Source organism: Pseudomonas sp. B21-012 (genome assembly GCF_024749305.1).
Classification (GTDB): domain Bacteria; phylum Pseudomonadota; class Gammaproteobacteria; order Pseudomonadales; family Pseudomonadaceae; genus Aquipseudomonas.
Genome location: NZ_CP087197.1, coordinates 1068625 through 1095228, shown reverse-complemented (window position 1 = coordinate 1095228; position 26604 = coordinate 1068625). Strand labels below are relative to the sequence as shown.

The 26604-nt window shown below is 62.4% G+C and carries 30 protein-coding genes; 11 read left to right on the top strand and 19 right to left on the bottom strand.

Features of this window, described 5'->3' with window-relative positions; all coding sequences use genetic code 11:
* Position 1: 1 nt before the first annotated feature.
* The 6 genes from LOY37_RS05000 to LOY37_RS04975 all read right to left on the bottom strand — a co-directional run bounded on the left by LOY37_RS05000 (position 2) and on the right by LOY37_RS04975 (position 3392).
* The gene (locus LOY37_RS05000) at positions 2-241 is read right to left on the bottom strand and encodes a BolA family protein (RefSeq protein WP_010223373.1); all 240 of its coding nucleotides are present in this window, start codon (positions 239-241) and stop codon (positions 2-4) included.
* 115 nt (positions 242-356) lie between these two features.
* Entirely contained in the window at positions 357-662 is a 306-nt protein-coding gene (locus LOY37_RS04995) for a lipid asymmetry maintenance protein MlaB (protein ID WP_045196361.1), read from the bottom strand.
* On the bottom strand, positions 659-1309 hold the full coding sequence (locus tag LOY37_RS04990) for a phospholipid-binding protein MlaC (RefSeq protein ID WP_045196359.1): 651 nt from the start codon (positions 1307-1309) through the stop codon (positions 659-661). Before LOY37_RS04990 ends, LOY37_RS04995 begins: the two co-directional genes overlap by 4 nt.
* 9 nt (positions 1310-1318) lie before the next feature.
* On the bottom strand, positions 1319-1786 hold the full coding sequence (mlaD, locus tag LOY37_RS04985; protein ID WP_010223376.1) for an outer membrane lipid asymmetry maintenance protein MlaD: 468 nt from the start codon (positions 1784-1786) through the stop codon (positions 1319-1321).
* The gene (gene mlaE / locus LOY37_RS04980) at positions 1786-2583 is read right to left on the bottom strand and encodes a lipid asymmetry maintenance ABC transporter permease subunit MlaE (protein WP_045196357.1); all 798 of its coding nucleotides are present in this window, start codon (positions 2581-2583) and stop codon (positions 1786-1788) included. The genes mlaD and mlaE overlap by 1 nt, the downstream gene beginning before the upstream one ends.
* On the bottom strand, positions 2583-3392 hold the full coding sequence (locus tag LOY37_RS04975; protein WP_045196354.1) for an ATP-binding cassette domain-containing protein: 810 nt from the start codon (positions 3390-3392) through the stop codon (positions 2583-2585). The genes mlaE and LOY37_RS04975 overlap by 1 nt, the downstream gene beginning before the upstream one ends.
* 244 nt (positions 3393-3636) lie before the next feature.
* Here LOY37_RS04975 and LOY37_RS04970 point away from each other — a divergent pair, with 244 nt between their 5' ends.
* The 10 genes from LOY37_RS04970 to LOY37_RS04925 all read left to right on the top strand — a co-directional run bounded on the left by LOY37_RS04970 (position 3637) and on the right by LOY37_RS04925 (position 10647).
* Positions 3637-4611 (top strand): KpsF/GutQ family sugar-phosphate isomerase, encoded by a 975-nt coding sequence (locus LOY37_RS04970; RefSeq protein WP_045196353.1) that lies wholly within the window; start codon positions 3637-3639, stop codon positions 4609-4611.
* Positions 4612-5136, top strand: a complete 525-nt coding sequence (locus tag LOY37_RS04965) for an HAD family hydrolase (protein ID WP_045196351.1) — start codon at positions 4612-4614, stop codon at positions 5134-5136.
* A gap of 8 nt (positions 5137-5144) precedes the next feature.
* Positions 5145-5720 (top strand): LPS export ABC transporter periplasmic protein LptC, encoded by a 576-nt coding sequence (gene lptC, locus LOY37_RS04960; RefSeq protein WP_045196349.1) that lies wholly within the window; start codon positions 5145-5147, stop codon positions 5718-5720.
* Complete coding sequence (gene lptA / locus LOY37_RS04955; RefSeq protein ID WP_045196347.1) at positions 5707-6231, top strand: lipopolysaccharide transport periplasmic protein LptA; 525 nt, start codon at positions 5707-5709, stop codon at positions 6229-6231. Before lptC ends, lptA begins: the two co-directional genes overlap by 14 nt.
* On the top strand, positions 6232-6957 hold the full coding sequence (gene lptB / locus LOY37_RS04950) for an LPS export ABC transporter ATP-binding protein (RefSeq protein ID WP_038996944.1): 726 nt from the start codon (positions 6232-6234) through the stop codon (positions 6955-6957).
* A gap of 179 nt (positions 6958-7136) precedes the next feature.
* Positions 7137-8630 (top strand): RNA polymerase factor sigma-54, encoded by a 1494-nt coding sequence (locus tag LOY37_RS04945; RefSeq protein ID WP_045196344.1) that lies wholly within the window; start codon positions 7137-7139, stop codon positions 8628-8630.
* 81 nt (positions 8631-8711) lie between these two features.
* Positions 8712-9020: a ribosome hibernation-promoting factor, HPF/YfiA family gene (gene hpf, locus LOY37_RS04940; protein ID WP_010223385.1), complete on the top strand. Its 309-nt coding sequence runs from the start codon at positions 8712-8714 to the stop codon at positions 9018-9020.
* 12 nt (positions 9021-9032) lie between these two features.
* On the top strand, positions 9033-9497 hold the full coding sequence (gene ptsN / locus LOY37_RS04935) for a PTS IIA-like nitrogen regulatory protein PtsN (RefSeq protein ID WP_045196342.1): 465 nt from the start codon (positions 9033-9035) through the stop codon (positions 9495-9497).
* A 2-nt stretch (positions 9498-9499) separates the two neighbouring features.
* The gene (rapZ, locus tag LOY37_RS04930; RefSeq protein WP_045196339.1) at positions 9500-10354 is read left to right on the top strand and encodes an RNase adapter RapZ; all 855 of its coding nucleotides are present in this window, start codon (positions 9500-9502) and stop codon (positions 10352-10354) included.
* 20 nt (positions 10355-10374) lie between these two features.
* Positions 10375-10647 carry an HPr family phosphocarrier protein gene (locus LOY37_RS04925; protein WP_045196337.1) on the top strand — a complete coding sequence of 91 codons (273 nt, stop codon included), beginning with the start codon at positions 10375-10377 and terminating at the stop codon, positions 10645-10647.
* A gap of 14 nt (positions 10648-10661) precedes the next feature.
* On the opposite strand, the gene LOY37_RS04920 is transcribed toward LOY37_RS04925, so the two are convergent.
* The 6 genes from LOY37_RS04920 to pmbA all read right to left on the bottom strand — a co-directional run bounded on the left by LOY37_RS04920 (position 10662) and on the right by pmbA (position 15904).
* Positions 10662-11555 (bottom strand): ZIP family metal transporter, encoded by an 894-nt coding sequence (locus tag LOY37_RS04920; RefSeq protein ID WP_045196335.1) that lies wholly within the window; start codon positions 11553-11555, stop codon positions 10662-10664.
* An 11-nt stretch (positions 11556-11566) separates the two neighbouring features.
* The gene (locus LOY37_RS04915; protein WP_045196333.1) at positions 11567-12178 is read right to left on the bottom strand and encodes a superoxide dismutase; all 612 of its coding nucleotides are present in this window, start codon (positions 12176-12178) and stop codon (positions 11567-11569) included.
* Between the two features lies 1 nt (position 12179).
* A complete protein-coding gene (locus LOY37_RS04910; protein ID WP_045196331.1) occupies positions 12180-12641 on the bottom strand; it encodes a hypothetical protein in 462 nt (153 codons plus the stop codon).
* Between the two features lie 27 nt (positions 12642-12668).
* Positions 12669-14045: a lyase family protein gene (locus tag LOY37_RS04905; protein WP_258716395.1), complete on the bottom strand. Its 1377-nt coding sequence runs from the start codon at positions 14043-14045 to the stop codon at positions 12669-12671.
* Complete coding sequence (locus LOY37_RS04900) at positions 14038-14439, bottom strand: FagA protein (protein ID WP_258716394.1); 402 nt, start codon at positions 14437-14439, stop codon at positions 14038-14040. Before LOY37_RS04900 ends, LOY37_RS04905 begins: the two co-directional genes overlap by 8 nt.
* Positions 14440-14557: 118 nt before the next feature.
* Positions 14558-15904: a metalloprotease PmbA gene (pmbA, locus tag LOY37_RS04895; RefSeq protein WP_045196325.1), complete on the bottom strand. Its 1347-nt coding sequence runs from the start codon at positions 15902-15904 to the stop codon at positions 14558-14560.
* 108 nt (positions 15905-16012) lie between these two features.
* On the opposite strand from pmbA, the gene yjgA reads away from it, so the two are divergent.
* Entirely contained in the window at positions 16013-16534 is a 522-nt protein-coding gene (gene yjgA / locus LOY37_RS04890; RefSeq protein WP_045196322.1) for a ribosome biogenesis factor YjgA, read from the top strand.
* Between the two features lie 42 nt (positions 16535-16576).
* Here yjgA and tldD read toward each other — a convergent pair whose 3' ends face one another.
* The 7 genes from tldD to mreC all read right to left on the bottom strand — a co-directional run bounded on the left by tldD (position 16577) and on the right by mreC (position 26514).
* Entirely contained in the window at positions 16577-18016 is a 1440-nt protein-coding gene (gene tldD / locus LOY37_RS04885; protein WP_258716393.1) for a metalloprotease TldD, read from the bottom strand.
* A gap of 2 nt (positions 18017-18018) precedes the next feature.
* Entirely contained in the window at positions 18019-18870 is an 852-nt protein-coding gene (locus LOY37_RS04880; protein WP_045196318.1) for a carbon-nitrogen hydrolase family protein, read from the bottom strand.
* Positions 18871-18878: 8 nt separating this feature from the next.
* Positions 18879-22694: a YhdP family protein gene (locus LOY37_RS04875; RefSeq protein ID WP_258716392.1), complete on the bottom strand. Its 3816-nt coding sequence runs from the start codon at positions 22692-22694 to the stop codon at positions 18879-18881.
* 88 nt (positions 22695-22782) lie between these two features.
* The gene (rng, locus tag LOY37_RS04870; protein WP_045196314.1) at positions 22783-24240 is read right to left on the bottom strand and encodes a ribonuclease G; all 1458 of its coding nucleotides are present in this window, start codon (positions 24238-24240) and stop codon (positions 22783-22785) included.
* Positions 24241-24320: 80 nt separating this feature from the next.
* Positions 24321-24923, bottom strand: coding sequence for a nucleoside triphosphate pyrophosphatase (locus tag LOY37_RS04865; protein WP_045196312.1), 603 nt, complete (start codon positions 24921-24923; stop codon positions 24321-24323).
* A gap of 35 nt (positions 24924-24958) precedes the next feature.
* Positions 24959-25447: a rod shape-determining protein MreD gene (mreD, locus tag LOY37_RS04860; RefSeq protein ID WP_045196310.1), complete on the bottom strand. Its 489-nt coding sequence runs from the start codon at positions 25445-25447 to the stop codon at positions 24959-24961.
* Entirely contained in the window at positions 25447-26514 is a 1068-nt protein-coding gene (mreC, locus tag LOY37_RS04855) for a rod shape-determining protein MreC (protein ID WP_082075424.1), read from the bottom strand. Before mreC ends, mreD begins: the two co-directional genes overlap by 1 nt.
* Positions 26515-26604: the final 90 nt, after the last annotated feature.

Genomic DNA, 26604 nt, shown 5'->3' with positions numbered 1-26604 from the left:
CTCAGGTGCGCTCAGCCCAGGCTGCGCTGCTGAAAAATTTCATGGTTACCGCATGGATGCTGCCATCGGTGATCCACGGGTTAAGGTGAGCATAGATCTGCTGCTGACGCTTGACCGGGCTCAGGGCCGCCAATTCGTCGCTGATCACGTTCAACTGGAAGTTGCAGCCTTCGCCTTCAACTTCGACCCGGGTTCCCGGCAACTTTTCTTCAAGGAAGTTCTTAACTTCTACGGCCTGCATGCTCAACCTCAATCGGCGCCCTTTGCGCGCGGGTCGGCCATCATACAAAAAAGCCCCTCGCCTGCGAACCCCGTAATCGGAGACTCTGACAGAGGGGCCAGTCACTGGCTGGCGGTCATTGACCGGCCAGCACCTCGTCAAGGTCATAAACCTCGGCAATTTCCCGCATGTCCTGGGGCATGGCGCGAACCTCGACGGCCTTGCCGGCCGCCTTGCCGTCGCGCATGAAGGCCAGCAGCAGGGACAGGCCGACGCTGCTGGACTTCTCCACCTGCGCGCAATCGAGCACCAGCCCGGGGGCCTTGCACGCCGCAATCAGGGCCTTGCCCTGCTTGCGCAAGGCCGGCCCGCTGCGGTAGTCGAGCACCCCGGCCAGGCTCAATACGCCTGGCTCGCTCATGGTCACGACACTGTCGCTCATTGCCCTTGCTTCTCGGCCGCTTGCTCGGTGCTTTCCTTGGCCTTGGCCACTTCGCCCGCCCAGCCGTCGATGGTCTTGTCCAGGTCGTTGCCGTTGCGGTTCATGGCGTCGGCGAACTGGTCACGGAACAGCTTGCCGATGTTGATGCCGTTGACGATGACGTTACGCACCTTCCACTCGCCGTCGAGTCTGGTTAGGGTGTAGGACACCGGATAGACAGCACCGTTGTTGCCCTTGACGCTCATGTCGACGCTGGCACGGTCGTCGCCATCCTTCTTCTCGTTGCCGACGGTAATGCCCTGGTTGTTGTACTCGAGCAGGGCGTTGCCGTAGAACTGCATCAGGCTGCGCTTGAAGTTTTCCTGGAAGCGCTGCATCTGCGCCGGGGTAGCCTTGCGCGAATACTTGACGGTCATGATGCTTTTCGAGATGCCATCGGCATCGACGACCGGCCCCAGGTTGGCATTGAGCGCATCGTAGAAGGCGCTCGGGTTGGCCTTGTATTGCTCCTTGTTGGCTTTCAGGTCAGCCAGCAACTGGGTGGTGGTCTTCTCGATCACCTGCTTGGGTGACAGAGCAGCTGCACTGGCCATCAGCGGCAGTGCTGCCAGCAACACCAGCAAGCCGCGTCGCAGGATAGAAATCATGGAAACTCCTTATTTAGCTTCTTTGCCAACGGTATTGAGCAGGAACTTGCCAATCAGGTCTTCCAGTACCAGCGCCGACTGGGTGTCGTGGATGGTTGCACCATCCTTGAGCACCGCATCTTCTCCGCCCACGCTGATACCGATGTATTTCTCGCCGAGCAGCCCTGCGGTGAGGATAGATGCAGTGGAATCGACAGGCAGGTTATCGACCCGTTTTTCCAGCTGCAGCGTCACCCGACCGGTGAAGGTGTCACGATCCAGATCGATGGCAGTGACCTTGCCGATGGTCACACCGGCCATGGTCACTTTAGCTCTGACCGTCAAACCGGCGATATTGTCGAAGTTTGCATAAAGTTTATACGTGTCGCTGCTCGGGCTCGCCGACAGGCCGCTGACGCGCAGGGCCAGCAGGATCAGCGCCAGGATCCCGGCCAGGAGGAACAGGCCGACACCGATTTCCAGGGTGCGGTTTTGCATCAGAAATCTCCAAACATCAAGGCGGTCAGAATAAAGTCCAGACCCAGGACTGCCAATGAGGCATAGACCACGGTCTTGGTGGTGGCACGACTGATCCCTTCTGAAGTGGGCTCGCAGTCATAACCCTGGAATACGGCAATCCAGGTCACGACGAAGGCAAACACCAGGCTTTTGATCACCCCGTTGAGCACATCGTCGGTAAAGGAAACACTGTTCTGCATGTTGGCCCAGAACGAGCCCTCGTAAACGCCCAGCCAGTCGACGGCCACCCACGAACCACCCCAGATACCGACCACGCTGAAGATCAAAGCCAGCAACGGCAGCGAGATGAAACCGGCCCACAGCCGCGGCGCGACGATGTACTTGAGCGGATCGACACCGATCATTTCCAGGCTGGACAGCTGCTCGGTGGACTTCATGTTGCCGATTTCGGCGGTCAGCGCCGAGCCTGCACGGCCGGCGAACAGCAGCGCAGTAACCACCGGGCCCAGTTCACGCAGCAGGGTCAGGGCGACCATCTGCCCCACCGCCTGCTCCGAACCGTACTTGGTGAGGATGCTGAAGCCCTGCAGGGCCAGGACCATGCCGATGAACACACCGGACACGACGATGATCGCCAGCGACAGCACGCCAACCGAATAGAGCTGGCGAACCAGCAACTGAAAGCCGCCGCCAGTGCCGCTGCGCCCGACCAGCGAATGCAGCAGGAACAGGAAGGAGCGGCCGAGAATGGCCAGCACGTCGATGGCCGATCGGCCAAAGCGACGAATACGTTCGAGTAAGGATTTTCTGCGCATCAACGCTTCCCCAGAAGATCGGCGCGGTAATCCGGCGCAGGAAAGTGAAAGGGCACCGGGCCATCCGGATCGCCTTTCATGAATTGACGAATGCGCGGGTTGTCGGAGCCCATCAGCTCTTGCGGCGTGCCCTGCCCCAATACCTGGCCGTCACCGACCACGTAGATGTAGTCGGCGATGCTGGCGGTTTCGGCCAGGTCGTGAGAAACCACGATGCTGGTGATGCCCAGGGCATCGTTGAGCAGGCGGATCAGCCGCACCAGCACGCCCATGGCAATCGGGTCCTGGCCGACGAACGGTTCATCGTACATGAGGATTTGCGGATCCAGGGCAATCGCCCGGGCCAGCGCCACACGACGTTTCATGCCGCCGGATAGCTCGTCGGGCATCAGCTCGATGGCGCCACGCAGGCCAACAGCCTGGAGTTTCATCAGGACTATGTCGCGAATCATCTCGTCAGACAGCTGGGTATGCACGCGCAACGGGAAGGCGACGTTCTCGAACACATCGAGATCGGTGAACAGCGCGCCACTCTGGAACAGCACGCCCATCTGCTTGCGGGCATCGAACAGGTCACTGCGCGACAGGGTCGGCAGGTTCTGCCCGGCCACCCAGACCTCGCCACTGGCCGGGCGCAGTTGTGCACCCATCAGCCGCAGCAGCGTGGTTTTGCCGCACCCGGAAGGCCCCATGATGCCGGTAACCTTGCCACGGGGAATGCGTATGTCGACATTATTGAAGATGCTGCGCGAACCGCGCTTGAAGGAAACGCCCTTCAATTCGACCGCGTAGGCGTTATCAACGCTCATCTAGACTCCTTGCGATGCAGCCTTCTCACTCAGACGCGCGCCCCCTTCGTGGAGGCACGCACGCACCAAGCGGGCCGAACAGCGGCGAACTATAGCACCGCTGATAGGGCCGCCCCAAGGCCGCCGAAGTGCTTGTTCAGCTATGGTTAAGCCAACCGGGCGAATGTATGACAATCACAAGGTGAGGCTTTCGCCCATTACCGCTATAATCGCCGCCTTTTCATCAGGCAATCCGATTTTCGACATGAGCCAATCCAGCGACCTGATCCAATCCGCGCAGCGCACCATCCGTTTCGAACTCGAGGCGGTTGAGGGCCTGCTGGCCCACATCGACGCCGATTTCGTCAAGGCATGCGAGCTGATCCTGGCCAGCAAGGGCCGGGTGGTGGTGGTCGGCATGGGCAAGTCGGGGCACATCGGCAACAAGATCGCCGCGACCCTGGCCAGCACCGGTACGCCGGCGTTTTTCGTTCACCCGGCCGAAGCCAGCCATGGCGACATGGGCATGATCACCCGCGACGACGTGATCCTGGCCCTGTCCAACTCGGGCTCCACCGCCGAGATCGTCACCCTGCTGCCACTGATCAAGCGACTGGGTATCCAGCTGATCAGCCTCACCGGCAACCCCGATTCGCCCCTGGCCAAGGCCGCCGAGGTCAACCTCGACGCCCGCGTTGCCCAGGAGGCCTGCCCGCTGAACCTGGCACCGACCTCCTCGACTACCGCAGCGCTGGTGCTGGGCGACGCCCTGTCCATCGCCCTGCTCGAGGCCCGCGGCTTTACCGCTGAAGATTTCGCCTTCTCGCACCCCGGCGGCGCCCTCGGCCGACGCCTGCTGCTGAAAGTCGAGAACGTCATGCACGCCGGCGACGAGCTACCGCAGGTGCAACGCGGCACCCTGCTCAAGGACGCGCTGCTTGAAATGTCTCGCAAGGGCCTGGGCATGACCGTGGTGCTCGAAGCCGACGGACGGTTGGCCGGGATCTTCACCGACGGCGACCTGCGCCGCAGCCTCGATCGCAATATCGACGTGCACAAGACCCTCATCGAAGAAGTCATGACCGCCCACGGCAAGACCGCCCGCGCCGAGATGCTCGCCGCCGAAGCCCTGAAGATCATGGAAGACCACAAGATCAGCGCCCTGGTGGTGATCGACAAGGACGAGCGCCCGGTCGGCGCCCTGAACATGCACGACCTGTTGCGTGCGGGAGTGATGTAAATGACCCAGGACCTGCTCCAGCGCGGCAAGGCCATCAAACTGGCGGTTTTTGACGTAGACGGCGTGCTCACCGACGGTCGCCTGTACTTCCTCGAAGATGGCAGCGAATTCAAGACCTTCAACACCCTCGACGGCCAGGGCATCAAGATGCTCATGAACTCGGGCGTGACCACGGCGATCATCAGCGGTCGCAAGACCCCGGTGGTCGAGCGCCGGGCAAAGAACCTCGGCATTCCTCACCTGTACCAGGGCCGGGAAGATAAACTGGTGGTATTGGACGAGCTTCTTGGCCAGCTCAACCTAAGCTATGAACAGGTCGCCTATCTGGGCGACGACCTGCCTGACCTGCCGGTAATCCGCCGGGTCGGCCTGGGCATGGCGGTGGCCAATGCTGCCGCGTTCGTCCGCGAGCACGCCCACGGGGTAACCCTGGCACGTGGCGGCGAAGGTGCAGCCCGCGAATTCTGCGAACTGATCCTGCAAGCCCAGGGCAACCTCGACGCGGCCAACGCCCATTACCTGTAGAGCGACACATGTTCAGTAAGAAAATCCGCAACATTGCGCTGTTCAGTGTGATCGCCGCCCTGCTGGTGGCGGTCGGCTACTGGAACATCAGCCCCGAGAGCTTCCTCGACAACAAGCCGGTTGCCGGGCCGGACCAGAGCGCCATCGACTATTACGCGGTGAACGCCCACAGCGTGCAGTTTTTGCCCGATGGCAAGATGCAGTACGAGATGACCGCCGACAAGGTCGAGCACCTCAAGGCCAGCGAAGTCACCCTGCTGACCAAGCCCGACCTGCAGATGTACCGCGGCACCACTTATCCGTGGCACGTGCAGAGCGAGCGCGGCGAGGTCAACCCCGACGGCAGCGAAGTCGAACTGATCGATTCGGTAAGGGTCGCCCGCACCGACGAAAAGAACCGCACCATGATCATTACCAGCAGCCGCATGACGGTATTCCCGCAGAAGCAATATGCGCAAACCGAGCAAGCCGTTAGAATCGACGGCGCCGGTGGCGTCACTACGGGCAATGGAATGAAAGCGTATTTGAAAGACGGCAGGATGGACCTGCTGTCCAACGTAAGAGGACAGTATGAGGCTCGTTAAAACCCTCCCCTTTTTGCTCAGCCTGAGCGCAGCACTGGGAAGCGCGAGCGCCTGGGCCCTGCCGAACGACCGTGACCAGCCGATCCGCATCCAGGCCGACCACGCTCAACTGGACGACAAAAAAGGCATCGCCACCTACACCGGTGACGTGATCATCACCCAGGGTTCGATGATGATCAAAGGCAACACCGTGACCATCACCCGTACCGCCGGTGGCGACATCGACGTGGTGACCTCGGTGGGCAACCTGGCCTACTTCGAGCAGCAGCAGAGCGCCGCCAAGCCAGACAAGATGCAGGGCTACGGCAAGACCATCCAGTACAATGCGCCGCAAAACCGCATCGTCCTGATCGACCGCGCCAAGGTCATCAACGAAGGCAACACCACCGAGGGCGAGAAAATCGTCTACGACACGGTGAAACAGATCGCTACCGCCGGTCGCGGTGGCAAAGTCACCGAGTCGCGTCCGCGTATCGACATGGTGATCCAGCCGAAGAAGAAGGCCGAGTAAATGGCAACCCTCAAAGCCCAGCACCTGGCCAAGAGCTACAAGAGCCGGCAAGTGGTCCGCGACGTCAGCCTGTCGATCGACAGTGGCCAGATCGTCGGCCTGCTCGGCCCTAACGGCGCCGGCAAGACCACCTGCTTCTACATGATCGTCGGCCTGGTCCAGGCCGACCAGGGCCGCGTCCTGATCGACGACCTCGATGTCAGCCACCAGCCCATGCACGGCCGCGCCCGCGCCGGTATCGGCTACCTGCCGCAGGAAGCCTCGATCTTCCGCAAGCTGTCGGTGGCCGACAACATCATGGCGATCCTCGAAACCCGCAAGGACCTGGACCGCGATGGCCGGCGCAAAGAGCTGGAAAGCCTGCTGCAGGAGTTCCACATCAGCCACATCCGCGACAACCTCGGCATGAGCCTCTCCGGTGGTGAACGCCGCCGCGTCGAGATTGCCCGCGCCCTGGCCACCGCGCCCAAGTTCATCCTGCTCGACGAACCCTTTGCCGGTGTCGACCCGATTTCGGTCGGCGACATCAAGCAGATCATCCACCACCTGAAGGCCAAGGGTATTGGCGTTCTGATCACCGACCACAACGTCCGTGAAACCCTGGATATCTGCGAAACCGCTTACATCGTCAACGATGGCCAACTGATCGCCGAAGGCGATGCAGAGACCATCCTGGCCAACGACCTGGTCAAAGAGGTTTACCTCGGCCATGAGTTCCGCCTGTAGGCTCAAGGTGTAAGGCGCTGCCGGAGCGCTCGTAAACAAGCCAGATAATGGCTTAATTGTTACGGCGCTCTAGGCAAACGCTGCAATTTCAGGCATATAATTTGCTTAAAGTTGGCGCTTCGGTGCCCTTGTAGTGGATGGCGCATGTGCGCCGGCAAATAAGGTGTTAAGCCCCTGCCATGAAACCATCGCTCGTCCTAAGAATGGGCCAGCAACTGACGATGACCCCGCAGTTGCAACAGGCCATACGTCTGCTCCAGCTTTCTACCCTGGACCTCCAGCAGGAAATCCAGGAAGCGCTGGAATCAAACCCGATGCTCGAGCGCCAGGAAGAAGGCGACGACTTCGACAACAGCGACCCGATGGCCGACAACGCCGAGAGCAAACCCGTCGCCGACGTTCAGGAAACCAGCTTCCAGGAGACCGCCCCAACGGTGGACAACCTCGAAGAGGGCGAGTGGAACGAGCGCATCCCCAACGAGTTGCCGGTCGACACCGCCTGGGAAGACATCTACCAGACCAGCGCCAGCAGCCTGCCCAGCAACGACGATGACGAGTGGGACTTCACCACCCGCACTTCGGCTGGCGAAAGCTTGCAGAGCCACCTGCTCTGGCAGCTCAACCTGGCACCGATGTCCGACACCGACCGGCTGATCGCCGTGACCCTGATCGACTGCATCAACAACCAGGGTTATCTCGACGAAACCCTGGAAGAAGTCTGCGAATCCTTCGACCCCGAGCTCGACATCGAGCTGGATGAAGTCGAAGCCGTGCTGCACCGTATCCAGCAATTCGAACCTGCCGGCATCGGCGCGCGCAACCTCAGCGAGTGCCTGCTGCTGCAACTGCGCCAGCTGCCGCCGCGTACCCCGTGGATGGCCGAAGCCCAGCGTCTGGTCAGCGACTACATCGACCTGCTCGGCGGCCGCGACTACAGCCAGCTAATGCGCCGCATGAAGCTCAAGGAAGACGAGCTGCGCCAGGTCATCGAACTGGTACAGAGCCTCAACCCGCGCCCGGGCTCGCAAATCGAGTCCAGCGAAGCCGAATACGTGGTGCCCGACGTGATCGTGCGCAAGGACAACGAGCGCTGGCTGGTCGAACTCAACCAGGAAGCGGTCCCGCGCCTGCGGGTCAACCCGCAGTACGCCGGTTTCGTCCGTCGCGCCGACACCAGCGCCGACAACACCTTCATGCGCAACCAGTTGCAGGAGGCGCGCTGGTTCATCAAGAGCCTGCAAAGCCGCAACGAAACCCTGATGAAGGTCGCCACCCAGATCGTCGAGCACCAGCGCGGCTTCCTCGATCACGGTGACGAGGCGATGAAGCCGCTGGTGCTGCACGACATCGCCGAAGCGGTGGGCATGCACGAGTCGACCATTTCCCGGGTGACCACGCAGAAATACATGCACACGCCGCGCGGAATTTACGAGCTGAAGTACTTTTTCTCCAGCCACGTCAGCACCTCCGAAGGCGGCGAATGCTCGTCCACGGCGATCCGCGCAATCATCAAGAAACTGGTTGCAGCGGAAAATCAGAAAAAGCCATTGAGTGACAGCAAGATCGCTGGTTTACTGGAGGCACAAGGCATCCAGGTAGCACGTCGCACCGTCGCCAAGTACCGCGAGTCCCTCGGCATCGCACCGTCGAGCGAGCGCAAGCGATTGATGTAACGGCTCCTGAGGTGTGCCACCGCAGTTCAGTGGCAGGCGCAATACCTGCCTCTTATGCACCGGCAACAAAGGAGAAGCTGTATGCAAGTCAATATCAGTGGACAGCATGTAGAAGTTACTCAGCCCCTGCGTGAGTACGTCGAGCAGAAATTGAAACGACTGGAGGGGCATTTCGACAAGATTACCAATGTGACGGTAATCATGAAGGTCGAGAAGCTGCAGCAGAAGATTGAAGCGACGCTGTTCATTCCCGGCGGCGAAGTGGTTGCAAATGCCGAACACCAAGACATGTATGCAGCGATCGACGCCTTGACCGACAAGCTCGACCGCCAACTGAAAAAACACAAGGAAAAACAGCAAAGCCTGCTGCAAGGTGCAGCGGCCCGCTGATCCCCCTCATCCATGATCCGACTTGAAACCATCCTGACCCCCGGCCGTTCCCTTGTGAACGTGCCGGGCGGCAGTAAAAAGCGTGCGCTCGAACAGATCGCCAATCTGATCGGCAGAGAAGTGCCCGAGCTGGACACCCAGATCGTGTACGAAGCCTTGATCGCCCGGGAGAAACTGGGCTCCACCGGCTTCGGCAACGGCATTGCCATTCCCCACTGCCGCCTCAAGGGCTGTGAGTCGCCGGTCAGCGCGCTGTTGCACCTTGACGCCCCTATCGATTTCGACGCCATCGATGGCGCCCCGGTCGACCTGCTGTTCGTACTGCTGGTCCCGGAAGCGGCTACCGATGCGCACCTGGAGCTGCTGCGCCAGATCGCCAGCATGCTCGATAGCAAGGACGTACGCGAAAAACTGCGTGCGGCCACCAGTAACGAAGCCTTGTACCAGGTCGTACTGGACGTACAGAACGGGCATTGAACATGCGCTTGATCATCGTTAGCGGCCGGTCTGGCTCCGGCAAGAGTACCGCCCTCGATGTACTTGAGGACAACGGCTACTACTGCATCGACAACCTGCCTGCTGGCTTGCTGCCGCAACTGGCCGAAAGCGCCCTGATCAACACGGAATTGATGCAGCCCAAGGTGGCCGTTTCGATTGACGCGCGCAACTTGCCCAGCCACTTGTCGCGCTTTCCCGAGCTGCTTGAGGACGCCCGTAGCCGGCACATCCAGTGTGATGTGCTGTACCTGGATGCCGATGAAGAAACATTGCTCAAGCGCTTCTCGGAAACCCGCCGCCGCCACCCGCTGACCAACAACGAACGCTCGCTTGCCGAAGCGATCGAAGTCGAAAGCGAGCTGCTCGGGCCAATTGCCGACCTCGCCGACCTGAAGATCGATACCACCAACCTGAACCTGTATCAGTTGCGTGACTCGATCAAATTGCGCCTGCTCAACCAGCCGGAGCCCGGTACGGCCTTCCTGGTCGAATCCTTCGGTTTCAAACGCGGCATGCCGGTCGATGCCGACCTGGTGTTCGATGTGCGCTGCCTGCCCAACCCTTACTGGAAGCCGGAACTGCGCGACCATTCGGGCCTGGAACAACCGGTGATCGATTACCTGGCTGCGCAGCCGGATGTCGAGGACATGTTCCAGGACATCTCCAGCTACCTGCTCAAGTGGTTACCGCGCTTTGCCGCCAGCAACCGTGCCTATGTCACCATTGCCATTGGCTGCACGGGTGGCCACCACCGTTCGGTGTACCTGACCGAGCGTCTGGGCCAGTTACTGCAACAATCGTTAAAGAATGTCCAGGTTCGCCACCGCGACCTCTAGCCCACAGGACCAGCGCCTCGATGCCCGCAAAAGAAATCACCATCATCAACAAGCTGGGGCTGCACGCCCGGGCAGCGGCAAAGTTCGTTGGCGTTGCGGGCAAGTTTCCCTGCCAGGTTCGCGTTGGGCGTAATCCGCAATCCCTGGTTGATGGCAAGAGCATCATGGCGGTCATGATGCTGGCGGCCGGCAAGGGCACCGCCATTCATCTGCACACCGAGGGCGAGCAGGACGATGATGCACTCAACGCCCTGATCGAACTGATCAACAATTACTTCGACGAGGGCGAGTAACCGCCCCCGTTTTCTCACGAAAGCGCCGTATCCATCACCATCATCAGGCAGAAGCCGATGCACAGGCCCAGGCTGGCTAGCCGGTGATGGCCATTGCTGCGCGACTCGGGAATGATTTCCTGGGTCACGACCAGCAACATCGCCCCGGCAGCACACGCCAAGCCCAGTGGCAGCAACAACTCTGCCACGGTCACCAGCCAGGCACACACCACCGCTGCCAGCGGCTCGACCAGACCAGAAGCCGCACCAATCAGAAACGCCTTGAAGCGGGCCATCCCCGCCCCTGCCAACACCAGGGCGATCACCAGGCCTTCCGGCACATCCTGCAGGGCAATGCCCATGGCAAGGCTGTCGGCATCGGGCATGCCACCACCGGCAGACACGCCAATGGCCATGCCTTCGGGGATGTTATGGGCAATGATGGCAATGACGAACACCCAGATCCGCGCGGCGATCACCGGTTGCTGCGGCGTGCCGACCAGGGCCTCGGGCGATGCACCGGACACCTTGAGGTCGACCAGGTACAGGCAGAAGGCCCCGAACAGCAAGCCGAAGCTGACCAAACCACCGGCGCCCCATTTACCCAGGCCAATGGCCTGGGCGGCATCCAGCCCGGGAATGATCAGCGAAAAGGCCGTGGCCGCCAGCATCACCCCGGCACCAAAGCCCAGCAAGGTATCGGCCAACGCCACTGGCATGTTGCGGATCACCAGCACCGGCACCGCGCCCAGGGCCGTACCCAGGGCGCACAGCGCACCGCCTTCGAGCGCCCGTAACATGCGCGGTTCCAGGTCCAGCCAGGCGATACCCTGGGCCACCAGCAGGGCGAAGCCGACCAGCAGCAACAGGGTACCGAGCGCCAGGCGAAACAGCCGCACGCCGGCAATGGACATCACATCCGAACGCATTGCGCTGCGACTCACACAAGCGCAGCTGCGTAACGACGCTCTACCTCGGACCAGTCGATCACGTTGTAGAAGGCGTTGATGTATTCCGGACGACGGTTCTGGTACAGCAGGTAGTAAGCATGCTCCCAGACGTCCAGGCCGAGGATTGGCGTATTGCCGTTCATCAGCGGGCTGTCCTGATTACCACTGCTTTCAACCACCAGGGTCTTGGCCGGGGTCACGCTCAGCCAGGCCCAGCCGCTGCCAAAGCGAGTCAGCGCAGCCTTGGTGAAGGCGTCCTTGAACGCCTCGAAGCCACCCAATTGCTCATCAATGGCCTTGGCCACTGCGCCTTGTGGCAGGCCGCCGCCCTGGGGCGACATCACGGTCCAGAACAGCGAATGGTTGGCGTGACCACCGCCCTGGTTGATTACCGCGTTGTGCAATTTTTCCGGCAGTTGCTTGACGCTGGCCACCAGTTTTTCCACCGGCCACTCGGCATACTCGCTGCCTTCGACCGCCGCGTTGAGGTTGTTGATGTAAGTCTGGTGGTGCTTGCTGTGGTGAATCTGCATGGTCTGGGTATCGATGTGCGGTTCCAGCGCATCGTAGGCGTAAGGCAATGCAGGCAAGGTATAAGGCATATCACTGGATTCCATATTGTAGGACTGAAGGCGCGGCGCTTTCCTGACCGGCATGCAGGGCCGGCTGCGGCTCGTGCCGGTAGAGCAGACGTTCGGTACGGGGGTACTGGCCGTACTCGCTGATGAAGCTCAGCAACTCGGTGTAGGTCTTGCTGCTGTGGCGCAACGCAGCTTCGCGCAGCATCGGCGCCATGCGCGGGTCCTGGGCGGTCTGCAACAACCGCTGGTGAATGGCGCACAGGTACTCGGCGCTTTCCTGCGGCTGATTCAGCCGCAGGTGCAGGTCAGCCAGGTTGTGGTGGGCGATGACGCACACGGCCACCGCTTCGTCGGCGTCATGCCAGCGTTCGAACAACACCTGGGCAAGCGCCAGGGCTTGCAGATACAACTCGCGGGCATCGACCAACTCGCCCTGTTCGAACAGGCGGTTGGCAATTTCGGTGGTGCGTTTCCAGTGCTGCATGACAAACCTCCAGAGCGGTGGGCCGGCTCAGATCCCGCCGGCGGTGAGCTTTTCCGGATCGAGCAGCGCTTCAAGCTGGCTGCGCGGCAGGTCGGTGTTTTCGAGGGCTACGTCGATAATCGGGCGGCCTTGCTTGTAAGCGGTCTTGGCGATTTCGGCAGCCTTCTGGTAGCCGATGATCGGGTTCAGGGCAGTGACCAGAATCGGGTTGCGCGCCAGGGCTTCCTTGAGCTTGGGTTCATTGACCGTGAAGCTGGCAATCGCCTTGTCGGCCAGCAAGCGGCTGGCATTGGCCATCAGCTCGATGCTGCTGAGCAGGTTCTGGGCAATGATCGGCAGCATCACGTTGAGTTCGAAGTTGCCCGACTGCCCGGCCACGGCGATGGCCGCGTCGTTGCCGATCACCTGCGCGGCGACCATGGCGGTCGCTTCCGGGATTACCGGGTTGACCTTGCCTGGCATGATCGAAGAGCCCGGCTGCAAGCCTTCGAGCTCGATTTCGCCCAGGCCGGCCAGCGGCCCGGAGTTCATCCAGCGCAGGTCGTTGGCGATTTTCATCAGTGCCACAGCGGTGGTCTTGAGCTGGCCGGATACCGCCACAGCGGTGTCTTGCGAACCAATCAAAGCGAACAGGTTGTGCCCCGGAACAAATTCGACGCCGGTAAGCGCTGTCAGTTGCTGGCTGAAGCGCGCAGCGAACTCAGGATGGGCATTGATGCCAGTGCCCACGGCGGTGCCGCCCTGGGCCAGGGCTTGCAGGCTTGGCAAGGTGGCTTGCAGATGAGCAATGGCCGCCTTGACTTGCGCCGACCATCCACCCAGCACCTGGCTCATGCGCACCGGCATGGCATCCATCAGGTGGGTGCGGCCGGTCTTGATGAACGGATGCACCTGCTCGGCCTTGGCGTCGATCACCTTGACCAGATGCTGCAGCGCCGGCAGCAACTGCTCGTGCAGGGCCAGCGCGGCACTGACATGAATGGTGGTGGGGATGATGTCGTTGCTGCTTTGCCCGCAGTTGACGTGATCGTTGGGGTTGACCGTATCGCCCAGCACGCGGCTGGCCAGGGTCGCGATCACCTCGTTGGCGTTCATGTTCGAACTGGTACCGGAGCCGGTCTGGAAGATATCCACCGGGAAATGCTGCATGAAGTCAGCGGCCAGCAACTGCTCCACGGCTTTGACGATCGCCTCGCCGCGGGCCTGCTCCAGTTGCTTGAGCTCGATATTGGCCTTGGCCGCAGCAGCCTTGGCCAGCAGCAGTGCGCGAATGAACTGGGTCGGCATGCGTTGCTGGCTGATCGGGAAGTTGTTTACCGCGCGCTGGGTCTGGGCGCCATACAGGGCCTCGGCTGGCACCAGCAGTTCACCCATGCTGTCGCGCTCGATACGGGTATTACTCATCATCAAGTCCTTGCATCAGTTCATCGTAGGAAACCGAAGGCAGCAGCACGCAGTTCGCCAGTTGCAGGGCGAAGGGCTGCCAGCGCTGGTTGTTTTCGCGCCGATCGAGGTTGCGCAGCTCCAGCAGCGGCCGCCAGGCCTTGTCCAGGCACAGGCAGCGCCAATGCCAGGGCAGCGCGCGATCGCAGGCGGTGTCCAGCAGCAGGCGGAATGAAGTCAAGGCGATGGTCCAGGCGCTGGTATCGGTGCAACACACCAGGTAACGGCCTTCGGTGAGGTAGTGCTCGATCAGGCGCGGCTCGTCCGGATCGAGTGCACAGCGAATGCGCCGGCTCAGCCAGCGCCAGTTTTCCAGGTAGGGCAATTCGTGGAGGACTGGTTTCATGAACATCATCGCCTAGATAATGATATTCATTATTAAGTGATAATCAGAATCAGTTCAACAAGATGAAAAAAGAAAAACAAAAAGCCCGACACATGGCCGGGCTTCGAAGGGGGAGCAACACCGGGCGTTAACTGCCCGCGACGGTCATCCGCTCGATCAGCACCGAGCCTGTGTGAATATTGCTGCGGGTTTCCAGATCATTACCAATCGCGACAATTTGCTGGAACATATCCTTCATATTACCGGCGATCGTCACTTCCTGAACGGCGAACTGAATCTCGCCGTTTTCTACCCAGTAGCCTGCAGCACCGCGCGAGTAGTCGCCGGTGACCATGTTCAGACCATGGCCCATCAGCTCGGTAACCAGCAGCCCACGACCCATGCGCCGCAGCAGGGCAGCCTGGTCTTCGACCCCATGGGTGACGAACAGGTTGTGCACGCCGCCGGCGTTGGCGGTGCTCGGCAAGCCCAGCTTGCGCCCGGAATAGGTACCCAGCACGTAGGACACCAGTTGGCCGTTTTCAACGAATGGCTTGGCATAGGTGGCCAGGCCGTCACCATCGAACGCGGCGCTGCCCAGGGCACGCTGCAGGTGCGGGCGCTCGTCCAGGGTCAGCCAGGTCGGGAACAGCCGTTGGCCCATGGCACCATCGAGGAACGAAGACTTGCGGTACAGGTTGCCGCCGGAAATCGCCGAAAGGAAGCTGCCGAACAGCCCCCCTGCCAGCTCGGCCGAGAACAGTACCGGCACTTCACAGGTGGGTACCGGACGCGCGCCCAGGCGGCTGGCTGCCCGTTGCGCAGCGCGGATACCGATGCTGCGCGGGTCGGCGAGCAATTCGCCCTGGCGATTGACGTCATACCAGTAGTCGCGCTGCATCTGCCCGTCGGCTTCGGCAATCATCACGCAGCTCAGGCTGTGCCGGGTCGAAGCGTAGCCGCCGATAAAGCCATGGCTGTTGCCATACACGCGACAGCCCTGGTGGGTGTTGAGGGTGGTGCCGTCGGCGTTCTTGATCCGCGCATCGGCATCGAAAGCTGCGGCTTCGCACTCCAGGGCCTTTTCGATGGCCTGCTCAGGGGTGATGTCCCAGGCATGATAGAGGTCGAAATCCGCCTGCTCGCGGGCCATCAGCGCCGGATCGGCAAGCCCGGCGCACTCGTCTTCGGAAGTGTGCTTGGCAATTGCCAGGGCGGCGGCGACGGTTTCCCGGATCGCCTCGCTGCCGCTGGCCGAGGTGCTCGCCGAGCCTTTGCGCTGGCCCACGTACAAGGTGATGCCAAAACCCTGGTCACGGTTGAATTCGACGGTCTCGACTTCACGCTGGCGCACCGAAGTCGACAACCCCTGCTCCAGCGATACCGCCACTTCGCAGGCGCTGGCACCCTGGCGCCGGGCTTCGGCAATGATCTGTTCGACCTGTTCCTGCAACGCCGGCAGGGCCTGCGGACCTACGCTCTGGACTGCACTCATGGTTTTCTCCACTCAAATTCTGCGTTCGGCGCGGGTCAATCTACGACCGGACCGGACAAGCGGCCCCCGACTGGTTATCATGGCGGCGATTCTCAGCGGACTGCCCCCATGGTTGATTCTTACGACACCGCCTTTGACGGCGAAAAAAGCAAAACCCAGGTCAAGCGCGAAATGCAGGCGCTGGTCGAGATGGGCGAGCGCCTTACCTTGCTCAAGCCCGATACCCTGGCCAAACTGCCGTTGACCGACGAGTTGCGCGCGGCCCTGGAAGAGCACAAGCGGCACACCGCGAACGAGGCCAAACGGCGTCACAAGTCGTTCATCGGCAAGCTGATGCGCGACCAGGACATCGACGCGATCAATGCCCTGCTTGACCAGCTCGACGCCTCCTCGCGCCAATACAACGAGCGCTTCCACAACCTTGAACGCTGGCGTGACCGGCTGATCGATGGTACCGACGAGGTCCTGGAGAAGTTCGTCCAGGAATACCCCGATGCCGATCGCCAGCAACTGCGCTCGCTGATCCGCCAGGCCCAGCACGAGCTGGCGCGCAACAAGCCGCCAAGCGCGAGCCGCAAGATCTTCAAGTACATCCGCGAACTCGACGAGGTCCAACGCGGCCTGCGTTGAACCCCGCACACGGGCAGGCGCCCTGCCTGCCCGGTTTCATCTTCATGCGCCGGTGCCACCGACGGTGATCGCATCGATCTTCAGGGTCGGCTGGCCAACGCCCACCGGCACCGACTGACCATCCTTGCCGCATGTACCGACACCGCTGTCCAGCGACAGGTCGTTGCCGACCATCGATACCCGGCTCATGGCTTCCGGCCCGTTGCCGATCAGGGTTGCGCCTTTGACCGGCGCGGTAATCTTGCCGTCTTCGATCAGGTACGCCTCACTGGTGGAGAACACGAACTTGCCGCTGGTGATGTCCACCTGGCCACCGCCGAGGTTGGCGCAGTAAATACCCCTTTTCACCGAGGCAATGATTTCTGCCGGGTCGCTTTCGCCGGCACGCATGTAGGTGTTGGTCATGCGCGGCATCGGCAGGTGCGCATAGGATTCGCGACGGCCGTTGCCGGTGCGGGCCATGCCCATCAGGCGGGCGTTGAGCTTGTCCTGCATGTAGCCCTTGAGGATGCCGTTCTCGATCAGCGTGGTGCACTCGGTCGGGGTACCTTCGTCATCGACGCTCAGTGATCCGCGACGACCTTCCAGGGTGCCGTCATCGACAATGGTGCACAGGCTCGAAGCCACCTTCTCGCCCATGTGGCCGCTGTAGGCCGAACTGCCCTTGCGGTTGAAATCACCCTCCAGGCCATGGCCGACCGCTTCGTGCAGCAATACGCCCGACCAGCCGGAGCCGAGCACCACCGGCAGGGTACCGGCCGGCGCCGGGATGGCTTCGAGGTTGACCAGCGCCTGGCGCAGGGCCTCACGGGCATAGCCCATGACCCGTTCGTCGGTGAAATAGCGGTAGTCGGTACGCCCGCCGCCACCATGACCGCCGCGCTCGCGACGGCCGTTCTGCTCGACGATGACACTGACGTTGAAACGCACCAGCGGGCGAATGTCGGCGGCCAGGCTGCCATCGGCGGCGGCGACCAGGATGCGCTCCCAGACCCCGGCCATGCTCACGGTGACTTGCTGGATACGCGGATCGAGCTTGCGCGTGGCGGCGTCGACACGCTTGAGCAGCTCGACCTTGTCGGCGCGGCTGATGACCTCAAGCGGATTGTCGGTGCCATACAGCTGGGTAACGTCCTGGCTGTTGAACGCCTGCACGCTGCCGTTCTGCCCGGCACGGGAAATCGAGCGCGCCGCACGGGCCGCCGAGGTCAGGGCTTCGAGGTTGATGGCGTTGCTGTAGGCAAAACCGGTCTTCTCGCCGGACTGGGCACGTACGCCCACGCCCTGGTCGAGGTTGAAGCTGCCTTCTTTGACGATGCCGTCTTCCAGCGCCCAGGATTCGGAAATCTGCCCCTGGAAGTACAGGTCGGCGGCATCGATGCCTGGCCCAGTCAGCTCGCCCAGCACTGACTGCAGGCTGTCGAGGGTCAGGCCGCCCGGCGCCAGCAGGTGTTCGCTGACAGTGGATAACATCTCGCTCATAGTCACTCCGAGGTGTGCGCAGGCCGCAAGGCGTCCTGCGAGAAAAAGCGCCGGTGCAAGGTCACCGGCATCCGCGCCCGGATGGACGCCTGTTCGCTGCTGTCACGTTCGCCCAGCAGCACGGCTTCGCCGCTGGCCTGTTCGGCGACGATACGCCCCCAGGGGTCGACGATCGCCGCATGGCCATAAGTTTCCCGGGGCCCCGGGTGAGTTCCGCCCTGGGCCGCGGCCAGGACATAACACTGGGTTTCAATCGCCCGCGCGCGAATCAACACTTCCCAATGCGCGGCACCGGTCACGGCGGTGAAGGCCGACGGCGCACTGATCAGCTCAGCCCCGGCTTCGCGCAGCGCGCTGTACAGCTCGGGGAAGCGCAGGTCATAGCAGACGCTCAGGCCCAGGCGCCCGACCGGGGTATCGGCGACCACTACCTGGCCGCCATGGGCGTAGTCATCGGATTCGCGATAGCGGCCACGGTTATCGGCGACATCGACATCGAACAGGTGCAGCTTGTCGTAGCGCGCCACCTGCTCACCGTGCTCATCGATCAGCAACGAGCAGGCATGGGCCTTGGCTTCGGCCTGGCCGACCGGCGGCAGCGGCAAGGTCCCGGCCACTATCCATAACTTGAGGTCGCGGGCGGTCTGTTTCAACCAGGGCAGGATCGGGCCTTCGCCCAGGGCTTCGGCGCGGCCGATTGCGGCGCTGTCGCGCCGGCCCATGGCAGCGAAGTTCTCCGGCAGCACGGCAAGCCGTGCACCGCCTGCGGCTGCCTGCTCAAGCAGTTGCCGGGCGCGCACCAGGTTGGCCAGAACGTCGCTCTGGCTGACCATCTGGATAACCGCTGACTTCATCCCGGCTCCTAGCGTGATTTTTCGAAAGGTTTGATAAAGCTTATCTTAGGCTCTTTCCACGGACCCTCGACGCGATAATGCACGCTGGCGTAGCGCGCCACCCGGTCACCGAGCAGGCGATCAACCAGGAACAGCGCCCCGCCGATGGCCGGCGCACCGACGATCAGCGCGGCAATCGGCAGGTTGTTGGTCACCGGCAGGGTCACCAGCAGGTTGGCGTCGACCCGGTCACGGACCATATCCAGGGTGCCGTCCAGCTCAAGGTTGCTGGAGGGGCCGGTGACGGTGATCGGTTCGCGGGTCACATACACCCCTTCACTGGCCACCAGCAGGCCTTTGACCCGGTCGTAGCTCAGGCCCTTGTCGAGCAGGTCGGAGAAGTCCAGACGCAAGCGCCGGCCAATCGAGTTGAAGTTGAGCAGGCCGAACACGCGCAGGGCCTGGGCGCCACCTTCGACTTCGACGAACTGGCCTTTGCGCAAGGCGGCGTCGAGGCTGCCGGAGAAGCGCTTGAGGCCGACCCAGGCTGGCGAGCCGGGCCAGCGGCCGTCGACATCCAGGCGAAAATCCCGGCTGGTGACGGTCGGCGCAAAGTTGAAAGCCTTGAGGATGTCCGCCAGGTTCTTGCCTTCCAGACGGCCCTTGTACCAACTGCTGCTCGCCCCTGGCGCCCCTTCCCAACCGCCGCTACCGTCGATCTGCAGGCCTTTGACACTGACATCGAGGTCATTGAGGGCGATGCCCTTGGTAGTCGGACGAACTTTGACCGCCCAGCTGCCGAGCAGGTCATCGCCACGGAACAGCTTGTCGATGGAAAGATCAACGGCCGGAATCTTGCGCGGATCAATACTCGCCATCGGGTCCGGGCCGTCATCGGAAGACGCTTCGGCGGGGTCGGCGGCCGGCAGGTGAATGGTCTGCAGGTTGATTACCATCGGCGCGCCCTTGGCATCCGGGATCCGCGCGTTGCCGATGACTTCCTTGCTGTCCAGGCGCACGACCCAGAGGTTGCCGCCGCGATCGACACGCACCACCGCCTGCGCCAGGTTCAGGCCAAAGCCCTTGAGCTGGCCAATACTCAGGTCGACGCCACGCAGCGTCTGCTTGGCACTGCCACCCGGGTCGTTGCCGGCAAAGCGCTCGAACTGCTTCTGCCAGGGCTCCAGGTCCAGCTCGGCCAGGCGACCGCGCACACGCAGGCCCTGGCCAGGCGGCAACTGTGCGGTACCGGCGCCGAACAGCAGTTCACCGCGGCCCTGGTCGAGCTTGTCCATGGGCGCGGCGTAGATGGCCTTGGCAACGTCGGCATAAGTGACATTAAAGCGCCGCTCCGGCCCCTGCAGGCCCATGCTGAACTGGCTGTTGCGGGTCTCGTTGGCGGCCTTGCCGAACGGCGCGGGCAAATCCACCGCCAGGCCCTTGAGGCTGGAATCGACAGTCAAGGTGTTGTCGCGGCTGCCCAGGCTGACCTGCAACTGGTAAGGCAGCTCCCCGGAAAGCGGCAGGGCCTGTTTGACCTGCAGCCAGTCGGTCAGTGACTTGAGCGGCATCTGCCCTTTGGCGTTGATGCGGGTCTGCATTTGCCCGGGCTTGCCTTCGGCAAAGATCTGCGCGGTGATCGGCTTGTCGAAAGCCCGCGCACTGATGTTCTCGCCGCTCAAGCCTTTGTCGAAGTCAAAGCGCAAGTCACCCTTGAGCTGATGGAGTTCCAGGGCAGGTGAAGCGATCTTCAGCCGTGCATCGCGAACATTGAAGTCAACGACCACCTTGGGTTGCTGGCCTTTGGCCAGGGGAATATCCAGCTTGAGCTTGCCCTTGAGATCGCCCTCGCCCTCCCAGCCGGCAAACATCGGCCCGGTGCCGATAGGCGCGTCCTGGAGGATCTTCAGGCCATCGACGAGCCCGCCGTCAAATTCGCCGTCCAGGTACAGGTGATTGTGTTCACCGGCGGCAACATGGGGAATGTTGACCTCGACGTTGCGTACCTGAGTATTGAGTAACTGTCCGCTTTGCGCCTTGATGCGCACACCATCGTCGTCGATAAACACGTCACCGGCGACTTTCTGCACCTGAGGCCAGCCGGGCTGAAAATCCAGGGCAGCGTCATGGACTTTGAAGAACAGGCTGATACTGCGGGCCTGCTCCGAGGCGCCGTGGTTGAGCGAGCCCTGGTACTGGAAGTAACCCTCATCGACCGCGCCCTTGAGGATCGCCGTGCGCAGCCATTCATCCAGCGCCGGGCTTAGTACTTCGGGCAGGTACTTGGCGGTGTAGCGGCCATCGCCGTCGACCAGGCCGACGCGCAGGTCCATGTAGTCTTCACGGGTTTCATCGAACAGCAGGCGAATGAGGAAGTCGCCGGCAATCTTGCCCTCCTCGCCCAGCACCTTCAGGTACGGCGCGATCAGGGTGAAGCCTTCCTGGTCCAGGCGCCAGGTCAGGCGTGCGTTGGCTTTCTGGTAATGCCAGGGTTTCTCGAAGATCGGGTACAGGTGCAGCATGAAGGCATCGGTATCCAGGCGCAGTTCGCCCTGGCCGAGGTCACCGCTGATACTGCCGCTGACATTACCGGCAGCCGGTGCACCGTGATAGGCGTCAAAGCCAACCCGCTCAAGGTTGGCAGCAAAACTCAGGCGCTGGTCGCCGGTAGCTTTAGGCCGCACATCCAGGCGCACGTTACGCAAGGCCCCGGTGACCTTGAGGCCATCGACCACGGCCATGAGTTTTTCCGGCAGCGGCGCCAGGGCGTCGATCAGCGGCGTAACCGGGGTCAGGTCGAGACGGTCGGCCTGGATCGCCCAGGTTTCCTCGCTCGACTCGGTCGCGGCCGTCTGCTTGAGCTGCACATGGGATTCCCAGCGGGTCTTGCCCAGGCTCATGGCCAGCGAGTCGACCAGCACCTCCAGGCCCTTGTCGCCGCGCTGGAACCAGGCATTGAGGGCCAGGTTGTCAATCTGCACGGGCTTGCGTTCGGCATGATTGCCGCGCAGCTCTGGCGCATTCAGGCGCACCACCGCGCTTTGCAACTGGCCCTTGCCCCAGTTCAGCCACAGCTCGCCACCGGCGCGCAGCTCAGTGGCCTGCCACTGGCCCAGCAGGCGTGGCGGCAGCCAGCGCGCCCAGTCGCTTTGCGGCAGGCTCAGGTAGGCATCGATTTCACCGTCGCGCCACTGGCTGGGGCGAATCCGGCTGCGCAGGCTCAACGCCAGTGGCTGGCCATCGGGCAGGGTCAGCCGCGCGTCCAGGCGCTGGCGCACACTGCCGGTCTGCAGGCCGAGGCTGACGTAGGTGAGGGTCATGGGTTCGCGCTGGAACGGCTCCAGGGTCACCTGGCTGTCGACCACGGTGACTTTCGACACCACCTGGATCTGCTTGAGCAGTTGCTCGGGGTCGAGTGGTTTGTCGTCTTTTTTCGGCAGGCCTTCCAGGGCCCAGGCGCCGTTCTGGTCCTCGCGCAGGCTCAGTTGCAGGCCGCCAACTTCGAGGTTGGCCAGGCGCACCTGGCGCTCGACCAGGCTGGCCCACAGGTCCGGCACCAGCCTGACGCCGTCCAGGCGCAGGGCACTGGGCCCTTCGCCGACCTGGATATCGCGTACCCGCACGATCGGCGCCAGGCCGCTCCAGTGCCCTTCCAGGGCACCGATATGCACCGGCAGGCCCAGGGCTTGCTCGGCCTTGTCCTCGACCTCGGCACGGTACTCGGCCACCAGCGGGATGAACTGCCGGCCGAGACTGACATAAAGCGCCACCAACACCGCCAGCAAGGCACTGATGCCCAACCCCCAGCGGGTCAAGGCGCCGAGAACGCGCATCAGTCGTTCCATGCCTGTGGCCCTCCAGATCGTGCCTTAACTATGGCCGCAACCCGGCGGTTTGCCAGCCGGCGCACTGCGCAATGTTGTTCAGACCGAGTCAGAGGAGCACCACATCATATTGTTCCTGGGAATACATGGACTCGACCTGGAAGCGAATGGTTCGACCAATGAAGGCTTCAAGTTCGGCAACGTTACCCGATTCTTCATCCAGCAGGCGGTCGACCACTTTCTGGTTGGCCAGCACCCGGTAGCCTTCAGCCTGGTAGGCGCGGGCTTCGCGGAGGATCTCGCGGAAAATTTCGTAACAGACGGTCTCGGGGGTTTTCAGCTTGCCCCGGCCCTGGCAGCAATAGCAGGGCTCACAGAGTACCTGCTCGAGGCTTTCGCGGGTGCGCTTGCGGGTCATCTGCACCAGGCCCAGCTCGGTGATGCCGATGATGTTGGTCTTGGCGTGGTCGCGCTCCAGCTGTTTTTCCAGGGTCCGCAGTACCTGGCGCTGGTGCTCTTCATCTTCCATGTCGATGAAGTCAATGATGATGATCCCGCCAATATTGCGCAGGCGCAGTTGCCGGGCAATGGCGGTGGCCGCCTCGAGGTTGGTTTTGAAGATGGTCTCTTCAAGGTTGCGGTGGCCGACAAAAGCCCCGGTATTGACGTCGATGGTGGTCATCGCCTCGGCCGGGTCGACTACCAGGTAACCGCCGGATTTGAGCGGCACCTTGCGGTCCAGGGCGCGCTGGATCTCGTCTTCGACGCCGTAGAGGTCGAAGATCGGTCGCTCGCCCGGGTAGTGTTCCAGACGATCGGCGATTTCCGGCATCAATTCGGCGACAAACTGCGTGGTTTTCTGAAATGTTTCCCGCGAATCGATGCGGATCTTCTCGATTTTCGGGTTAACCAGATCGCGCAGAGTGCGCAGGGCCAGGCCGAGGTCTTCGTAGATTTCGGTCGGCGCGCCGACGGTCTTGATCTGCGCGCCGATCTGCTCCCAGAGCCTGCGCAGGTAGCGGATGTCCATGAGGATTTCATCGGCCCCGGCGCCTTCGGCGGCGGTACGCAGGATGAAACCACCGGCGTCCTGGATATTTTCCTGGGCGATGCAGTCAGTCACCACCTGCTTGAGGCGCTCGCGCTCGGCCTCGTCTTCGATTTTCAGCGAAATACCGACGTGACTGGTACGCGGCATGTACACCAGGTAGCGCGACGGGATCGACAGCTGGGTGGTCAGGCGCGCGCCCTTGGAGCCGATCGGGTCCTTGGTCACCTGCACCACCAGGCTCTGGCCTTCATGCACCAGGGCGCTGATGCTCTCGACCGACGAGCCTTCGCGCAGGGAGATTTCCGAGGCGTGGATGAACGCCGCGCGGTCCAGGCCGATGTCGACGAAGGCCGCCTGCATGCCCGGCAGTACCCGCACCACCTTGCCTTTGTAGATGTTGCCGACGATGCCACGGCGCTGGGTGCGCTCGACATGCACCTCCTGCAGTACACCGTTCTCCACCACCGCCACGCGTGATTCCATCGGTGTGATGTTGATCAGAATCTCTTCACTCATGGCAGGCTCTCGTCAAAGGACTTCAGTAATCATGGATCGCTCGCAGGCGACTGGCTAGGGCAGTTCTGGCTAATCCTCGCTCAACAGGCCGGCAGACGCTGCCAGCAGGGAATGGCGAATTGACCGAGCAGTTCGGCGGTTTCGTTCAAGGGCAGGCCGACCACGGCCGAATAGCTGCCCTCGAGGCGCTGGACGAATACCGCCCCCAGGCCCTGAATGGCGTAGCTTCCGGCCTTGTCGGCAGGTTCGCCGCTGGCCCAGTAGGCCTCGGCTTCCTCGGCACTGATGGGGCGAAACAGCACACGGCTTGTGACATTGACGCTCAGGCAACGCTGATGATCGGCCACGGCCACCGCCGTCATTACCTGGTGCTCGTGCCCGGACAGGGCTGCCAGCATGGCCAGGGCATCTTCGCGGTTTTGCGGTTTACCGAGAATTCGACCTTCGAGCACCACGGCGGTATCGGCGCCCAGCACTGCTACCGGGCCCTCGCTACCTTCGGGTAGTGACGCAAGGCCAGCGCACGCTTTCTCCCGCGCCAGACGCTCGACGTAAGCTGCTGCAGCCTCTGCGGGCAGCGGCGTCTCGTCGATCGCGGCACTGAGCGAAGTAAAGGGAACACCGATCTGGGTCAGCAACTCACGGCGGCGTGGCGAGCCAGAGGCCAGGTACAGCAGGGTCATCTTGACGTCTCCCTGTCAGCGTTGAATGTGAGTGCTCAGTTGATGCTCAGGCGTCGGCGCAGACCACGCAGGCCATAGCTGATCCACGGCCAGAGCAAGGCGCTGATGACCGCCGACCAGATCAGCGCCAGGGTCGGCAAGCGGTTGCCGGTCAGGGCGCTGAGCCACAGCTGGATCAACTGGGCCAGGCCGAAAATCACCAGGATCACCAGGCTCTGCTGCCACATCGGGAACATCCGCAGGCGCTGTTGCAACGACAGCACCAGGAAAGTGATCAGGGTCAGCACCAGGGCGTTCTGCCCCAGCAAGGTGCCATACAGCACATCCTCAGCCAGGCCGAGGACGAATGCAGTGGTCATCCCGACCCGGTGCGGCACGGCCAGGGTCCAGAAGGCCAGCAACAGGGCCAGCCACATCGGCCGGAACACTTCGGCGAACTGCGGCATGGGCGACACGCTGAGCAGCATGCCGATCAGAAAGCTCAGCCAGATGACCCAGCCATTACGGCTGCGGGTGCTTACCATCAGTGTCTCTCCCGGGAAATGACTGGCGCGCCGGGTACCGCAGCAGGGGCTGCGGGGGCTGCCGTGGCGGGCGGATGGGCACTGGTTGCCGGTGCGGCTGGCGTCGTGGCAGCCGGCGCCGGGGTGGCCGCAGCCGGTGCAGCCGGGGCGCTGCCAGGCGCAGGCGCGGCCGCCGAAGCGGGCAGGCCCTGGCGATCAGCCTCTTCCTGGGCAATCGCGGCATCGCTGGCACGTTGCTCGGGCGAGCGGCTATCGGTGAACACCAGCAGCAAGTAACGGCTGCGGTTGAGCGCAGCGGTCGGAATCGCCCGGACAATGGCAAACGGCTGGCCTGAGTCGTGGATCACTTCCTTGACCGTGGCCACCGGGTAACCGGCCGGGAAGCGCTGGCCGAGGCCGGAGCTGACCAGCAGGTCGCCTTCCTTGATGTCAGCGGTGTCGGCCACATGGCGCAGCTCGAGGCGCTCGGGGTTGCCGGTACCGCTGGCAATTGCCCGCAAGCCGTTGCGGTTGACCTGCACCGGAATGCTGTGAGTGGTGTCGGTCAGCAGCAGTACCCGCGAGGTGTAGGGCATCAGTTCGACCACCTGGCCCATCAGGCCACGCGCGTCGAGCACCGGCTGACCGAGGACCACGCCATCGCGCTCGCCCTTGTTGATCAGGATCCGGTGAGTGAAAGGATTGGGATCGACGCCGATCAGCTCAGCAACTTCGACCTTCTCGTTGACCAGCGCCGAGGAGTTGAGCAACTCGCGCAGGCGCACGTTCTGCTCGGTCAGGGCCGCCAGCTTCTGCAGGCGACCTTGCAGGAGCAAGGCTTCGGTCTTGAGTTTTTCGTTTTCAGCGGCGAGTTCGGTACGGCTGCCAAACTGGCTGGCAACCCCCTGCCACACGCGCTGGGGCAGATCGGTAACCAGGTAGGACGGCATCAGCACCAGGCCCATCTGGCTACGCATTGGCTTGAGCAGGGTGAAGCGCGCGTCGACCACCATCAGGGTGATCGACAGCACAACCAGCACGAGCAGGCGTACGCCCAGCGAAGGGCCCTTGGCGAAAAGCGGTTTAATGGGCCGCTCCTCGTGGACGACGATTCAAGAGGTCATTCATACGGCAACGCACCGGCCTGCTTGCGGATTGACGGAAAACGACGCCCACAC

Excerpts from the sequence above, each read along its gene's own strand:
- LOY37_RS05000 (WP_010223373.1), bottom strand. The coding sequence starts at position 241 with ATGCAGGCCGTAGAAGTTAAGAACTTCCTTGAAGAAAAGTTGCCGGGA.
- LOY37_RS04995 (WP_045196361.1), bottom strand. The coding sequence starts at position 662 with ATGAGCGACAGTGTCGTGACCATGAGCGAGCCAGGCGTATTGAGCCTG.
- LOY37_RS04990 (WP_045196359.1), bottom strand. The coding sequence starts at position 1,309 with ATGATTTCTATCCTGCGACGCGGCTTGCTGGTGTTGCTGGCAGCACTG.
- mlaD (WP_010223376.1), bottom strand. The coding sequence starts at position 1,786 with ATGCAAAACCGCACCCTGGAAATCGGTGTCGGCCTGTTCCTCCTGGCC.
- mlaE (WP_045196357.1), bottom strand. The coding sequence starts at position 2,583 with ATGCGCAGAAAATCCTTACTCGAACGTATTCGTCGCTTTGGCCGATCG.
- LOY37_RS04975 (WP_045196354.1), bottom strand. The coding sequence starts at position 3,392 with ATGAGCGTTGATAACGCCTACGCGGTCGAATTGAAGGGCGTTTCCTTC.
- LOY37_RS04970 (WP_045196353.1), top strand. The coding sequence starts at position 3,637 with ATGAGCCAATCCAGCGACCTGATCCAATCCGCGCAGCGCACCATCCGT.
- LOY37_RS04965 (WP_045196351.1), top strand. The coding sequence starts at position 4,612 with ATGACCCAGGACCTGCTCCAGCGCGGCAAGGCCATCAAACTGGCGGTT.
- lptC (WP_045196349.1), top strand. The coding sequence starts at position 5,145 with ATGTTCAGTAAGAAAATCCGCAACATTGCGCTGTTCAGTGTGATCGCC.
- lptA (WP_045196347.1), top strand. The coding sequence starts at position 5,707 with ATGAGGCTCGTTAAAACCCTCCCCTTTTTGCTCAGCCTGAGCGCAGCA.
- lptB (WP_038996944.1), top strand. The coding sequence starts at position 6,232 with ATGGCAACCCTCAAAGCCCAGCACCTGGCCAAGAGCTACAAGAGCCGG.
- LOY37_RS04945 (WP_045196344.1), top strand. The coding sequence starts at position 7,137 with ATGAAACCATCGCTCGTCCTAAGAATGGGCCAGCAACTGACGATGACC.
- hpf (WP_010223385.1), top strand. The coding sequence starts at position 8,712 with ATGCAAGTCAATATCAGTGGACAGCATGTAGAAGTTACTCAGCCCCTG.
- ptsN (WP_045196342.1), top strand. The coding sequence starts at position 9,033 with ATGATCCGACTTGAAACCATCCTGACCCCCGGCCGTTCCCTTGTGAAC.
- rapZ (WP_045196339.1), top strand. The coding sequence starts at position 9,500 with ATGCGCTTGATCATCGTTAGCGGCCGGTCTGGCTCCGGCAAGAGTACC.
- LOY37_RS04925 (WP_045196337.1), top strand. The coding sequence starts at position 10,375 with ATGCCCGCAAAAGAAATCACCATCATCAACAAGCTGGGGCTGCACGCC.
- LOY37_RS04920 (WP_045196335.1), bottom strand. The coding sequence starts at position 11,555 with ATGCGTTCGGATGTGATGTCCATTGCCGGCGTGCGGCTGTTTCGCCTG.
- LOY37_RS04915 (WP_045196333.1), bottom strand. The coding sequence starts at position 12,178 with ATGCCTTATACCTTGCCTGCATTGCCTTACGCCTACGATGCGCTGGAA.
- LOY37_RS04910 (WP_045196331.1), bottom strand. The coding sequence starts at position 12,641 with ATGCAGCACTGGAAACGCACCACCGAAATTGCCAACCGCCTGTTCGAA.
- LOY37_RS04905 (WP_258716395.1), bottom strand. The coding sequence starts at position 14,045 with ATGAGTAATACCCGTATCGAGCGCGACAGCATGGGTGAACTGCTGGTG.
- LOY37_RS04900 (WP_258716394.1), bottom strand. The coding sequence starts at position 14,439 with ATGATGTTCATGAAACCAGTCCTCCACGAATTGCCCTACCTGGAAAAC.
- pmbA (WP_045196325.1), bottom strand. The coding sequence starts at position 15,904 with ATGAGTGCAGTCCAGAGCGTAGGTCCGCAGGCCCTGCCGGCGTTGCAG.
- yjgA (WP_045196322.1), top strand. The coding sequence starts at position 16,013 with ATGGTTGATTCTTACGACACCGCCTTTGACGGCGAAAAAAGCAAAACC.
- tldD (WP_258716393.1), bottom strand. The coding sequence starts at position 18,016 with ATGAGCGAGATGTTATCCACTGTCAGCGAACACCTGCTGGCGCCGGGC.
- LOY37_RS04880 (WP_045196318.1), bottom strand. The coding sequence starts at position 18,870 with ATGAAGTCAGCGGTTATCCAGATGGTCAGCCAGAGCGACGTTCTGGCC.
- LOY37_RS04875 (WP_258716392.1), bottom strand. The coding sequence starts at position 22,694 with ATGGAACGACTGATGCGCGTTCTCGGCGCCTTGACCCGCTGGGGGTTG.
- rng (WP_045196314.1), bottom strand. The coding sequence starts at position 24,240 with ATGAGTGAAGAGATTCTGATCAACATCACACCGATGGAATCACGCGTG.
- LOY37_RS04865 (WP_045196312.1), bottom strand. The coding sequence starts at position 24,923 with ATGACCCTGCTGTACCTGGCCTCTGGCTCGCCACGCCGCCGTGAGTTG.
- mreD (WP_045196310.1), bottom strand. The coding sequence starts at position 25,447 with ATGGTAAGCACCCGCAGCCGTAATGGCTGGGTCATCTGGCTGAGCTTT.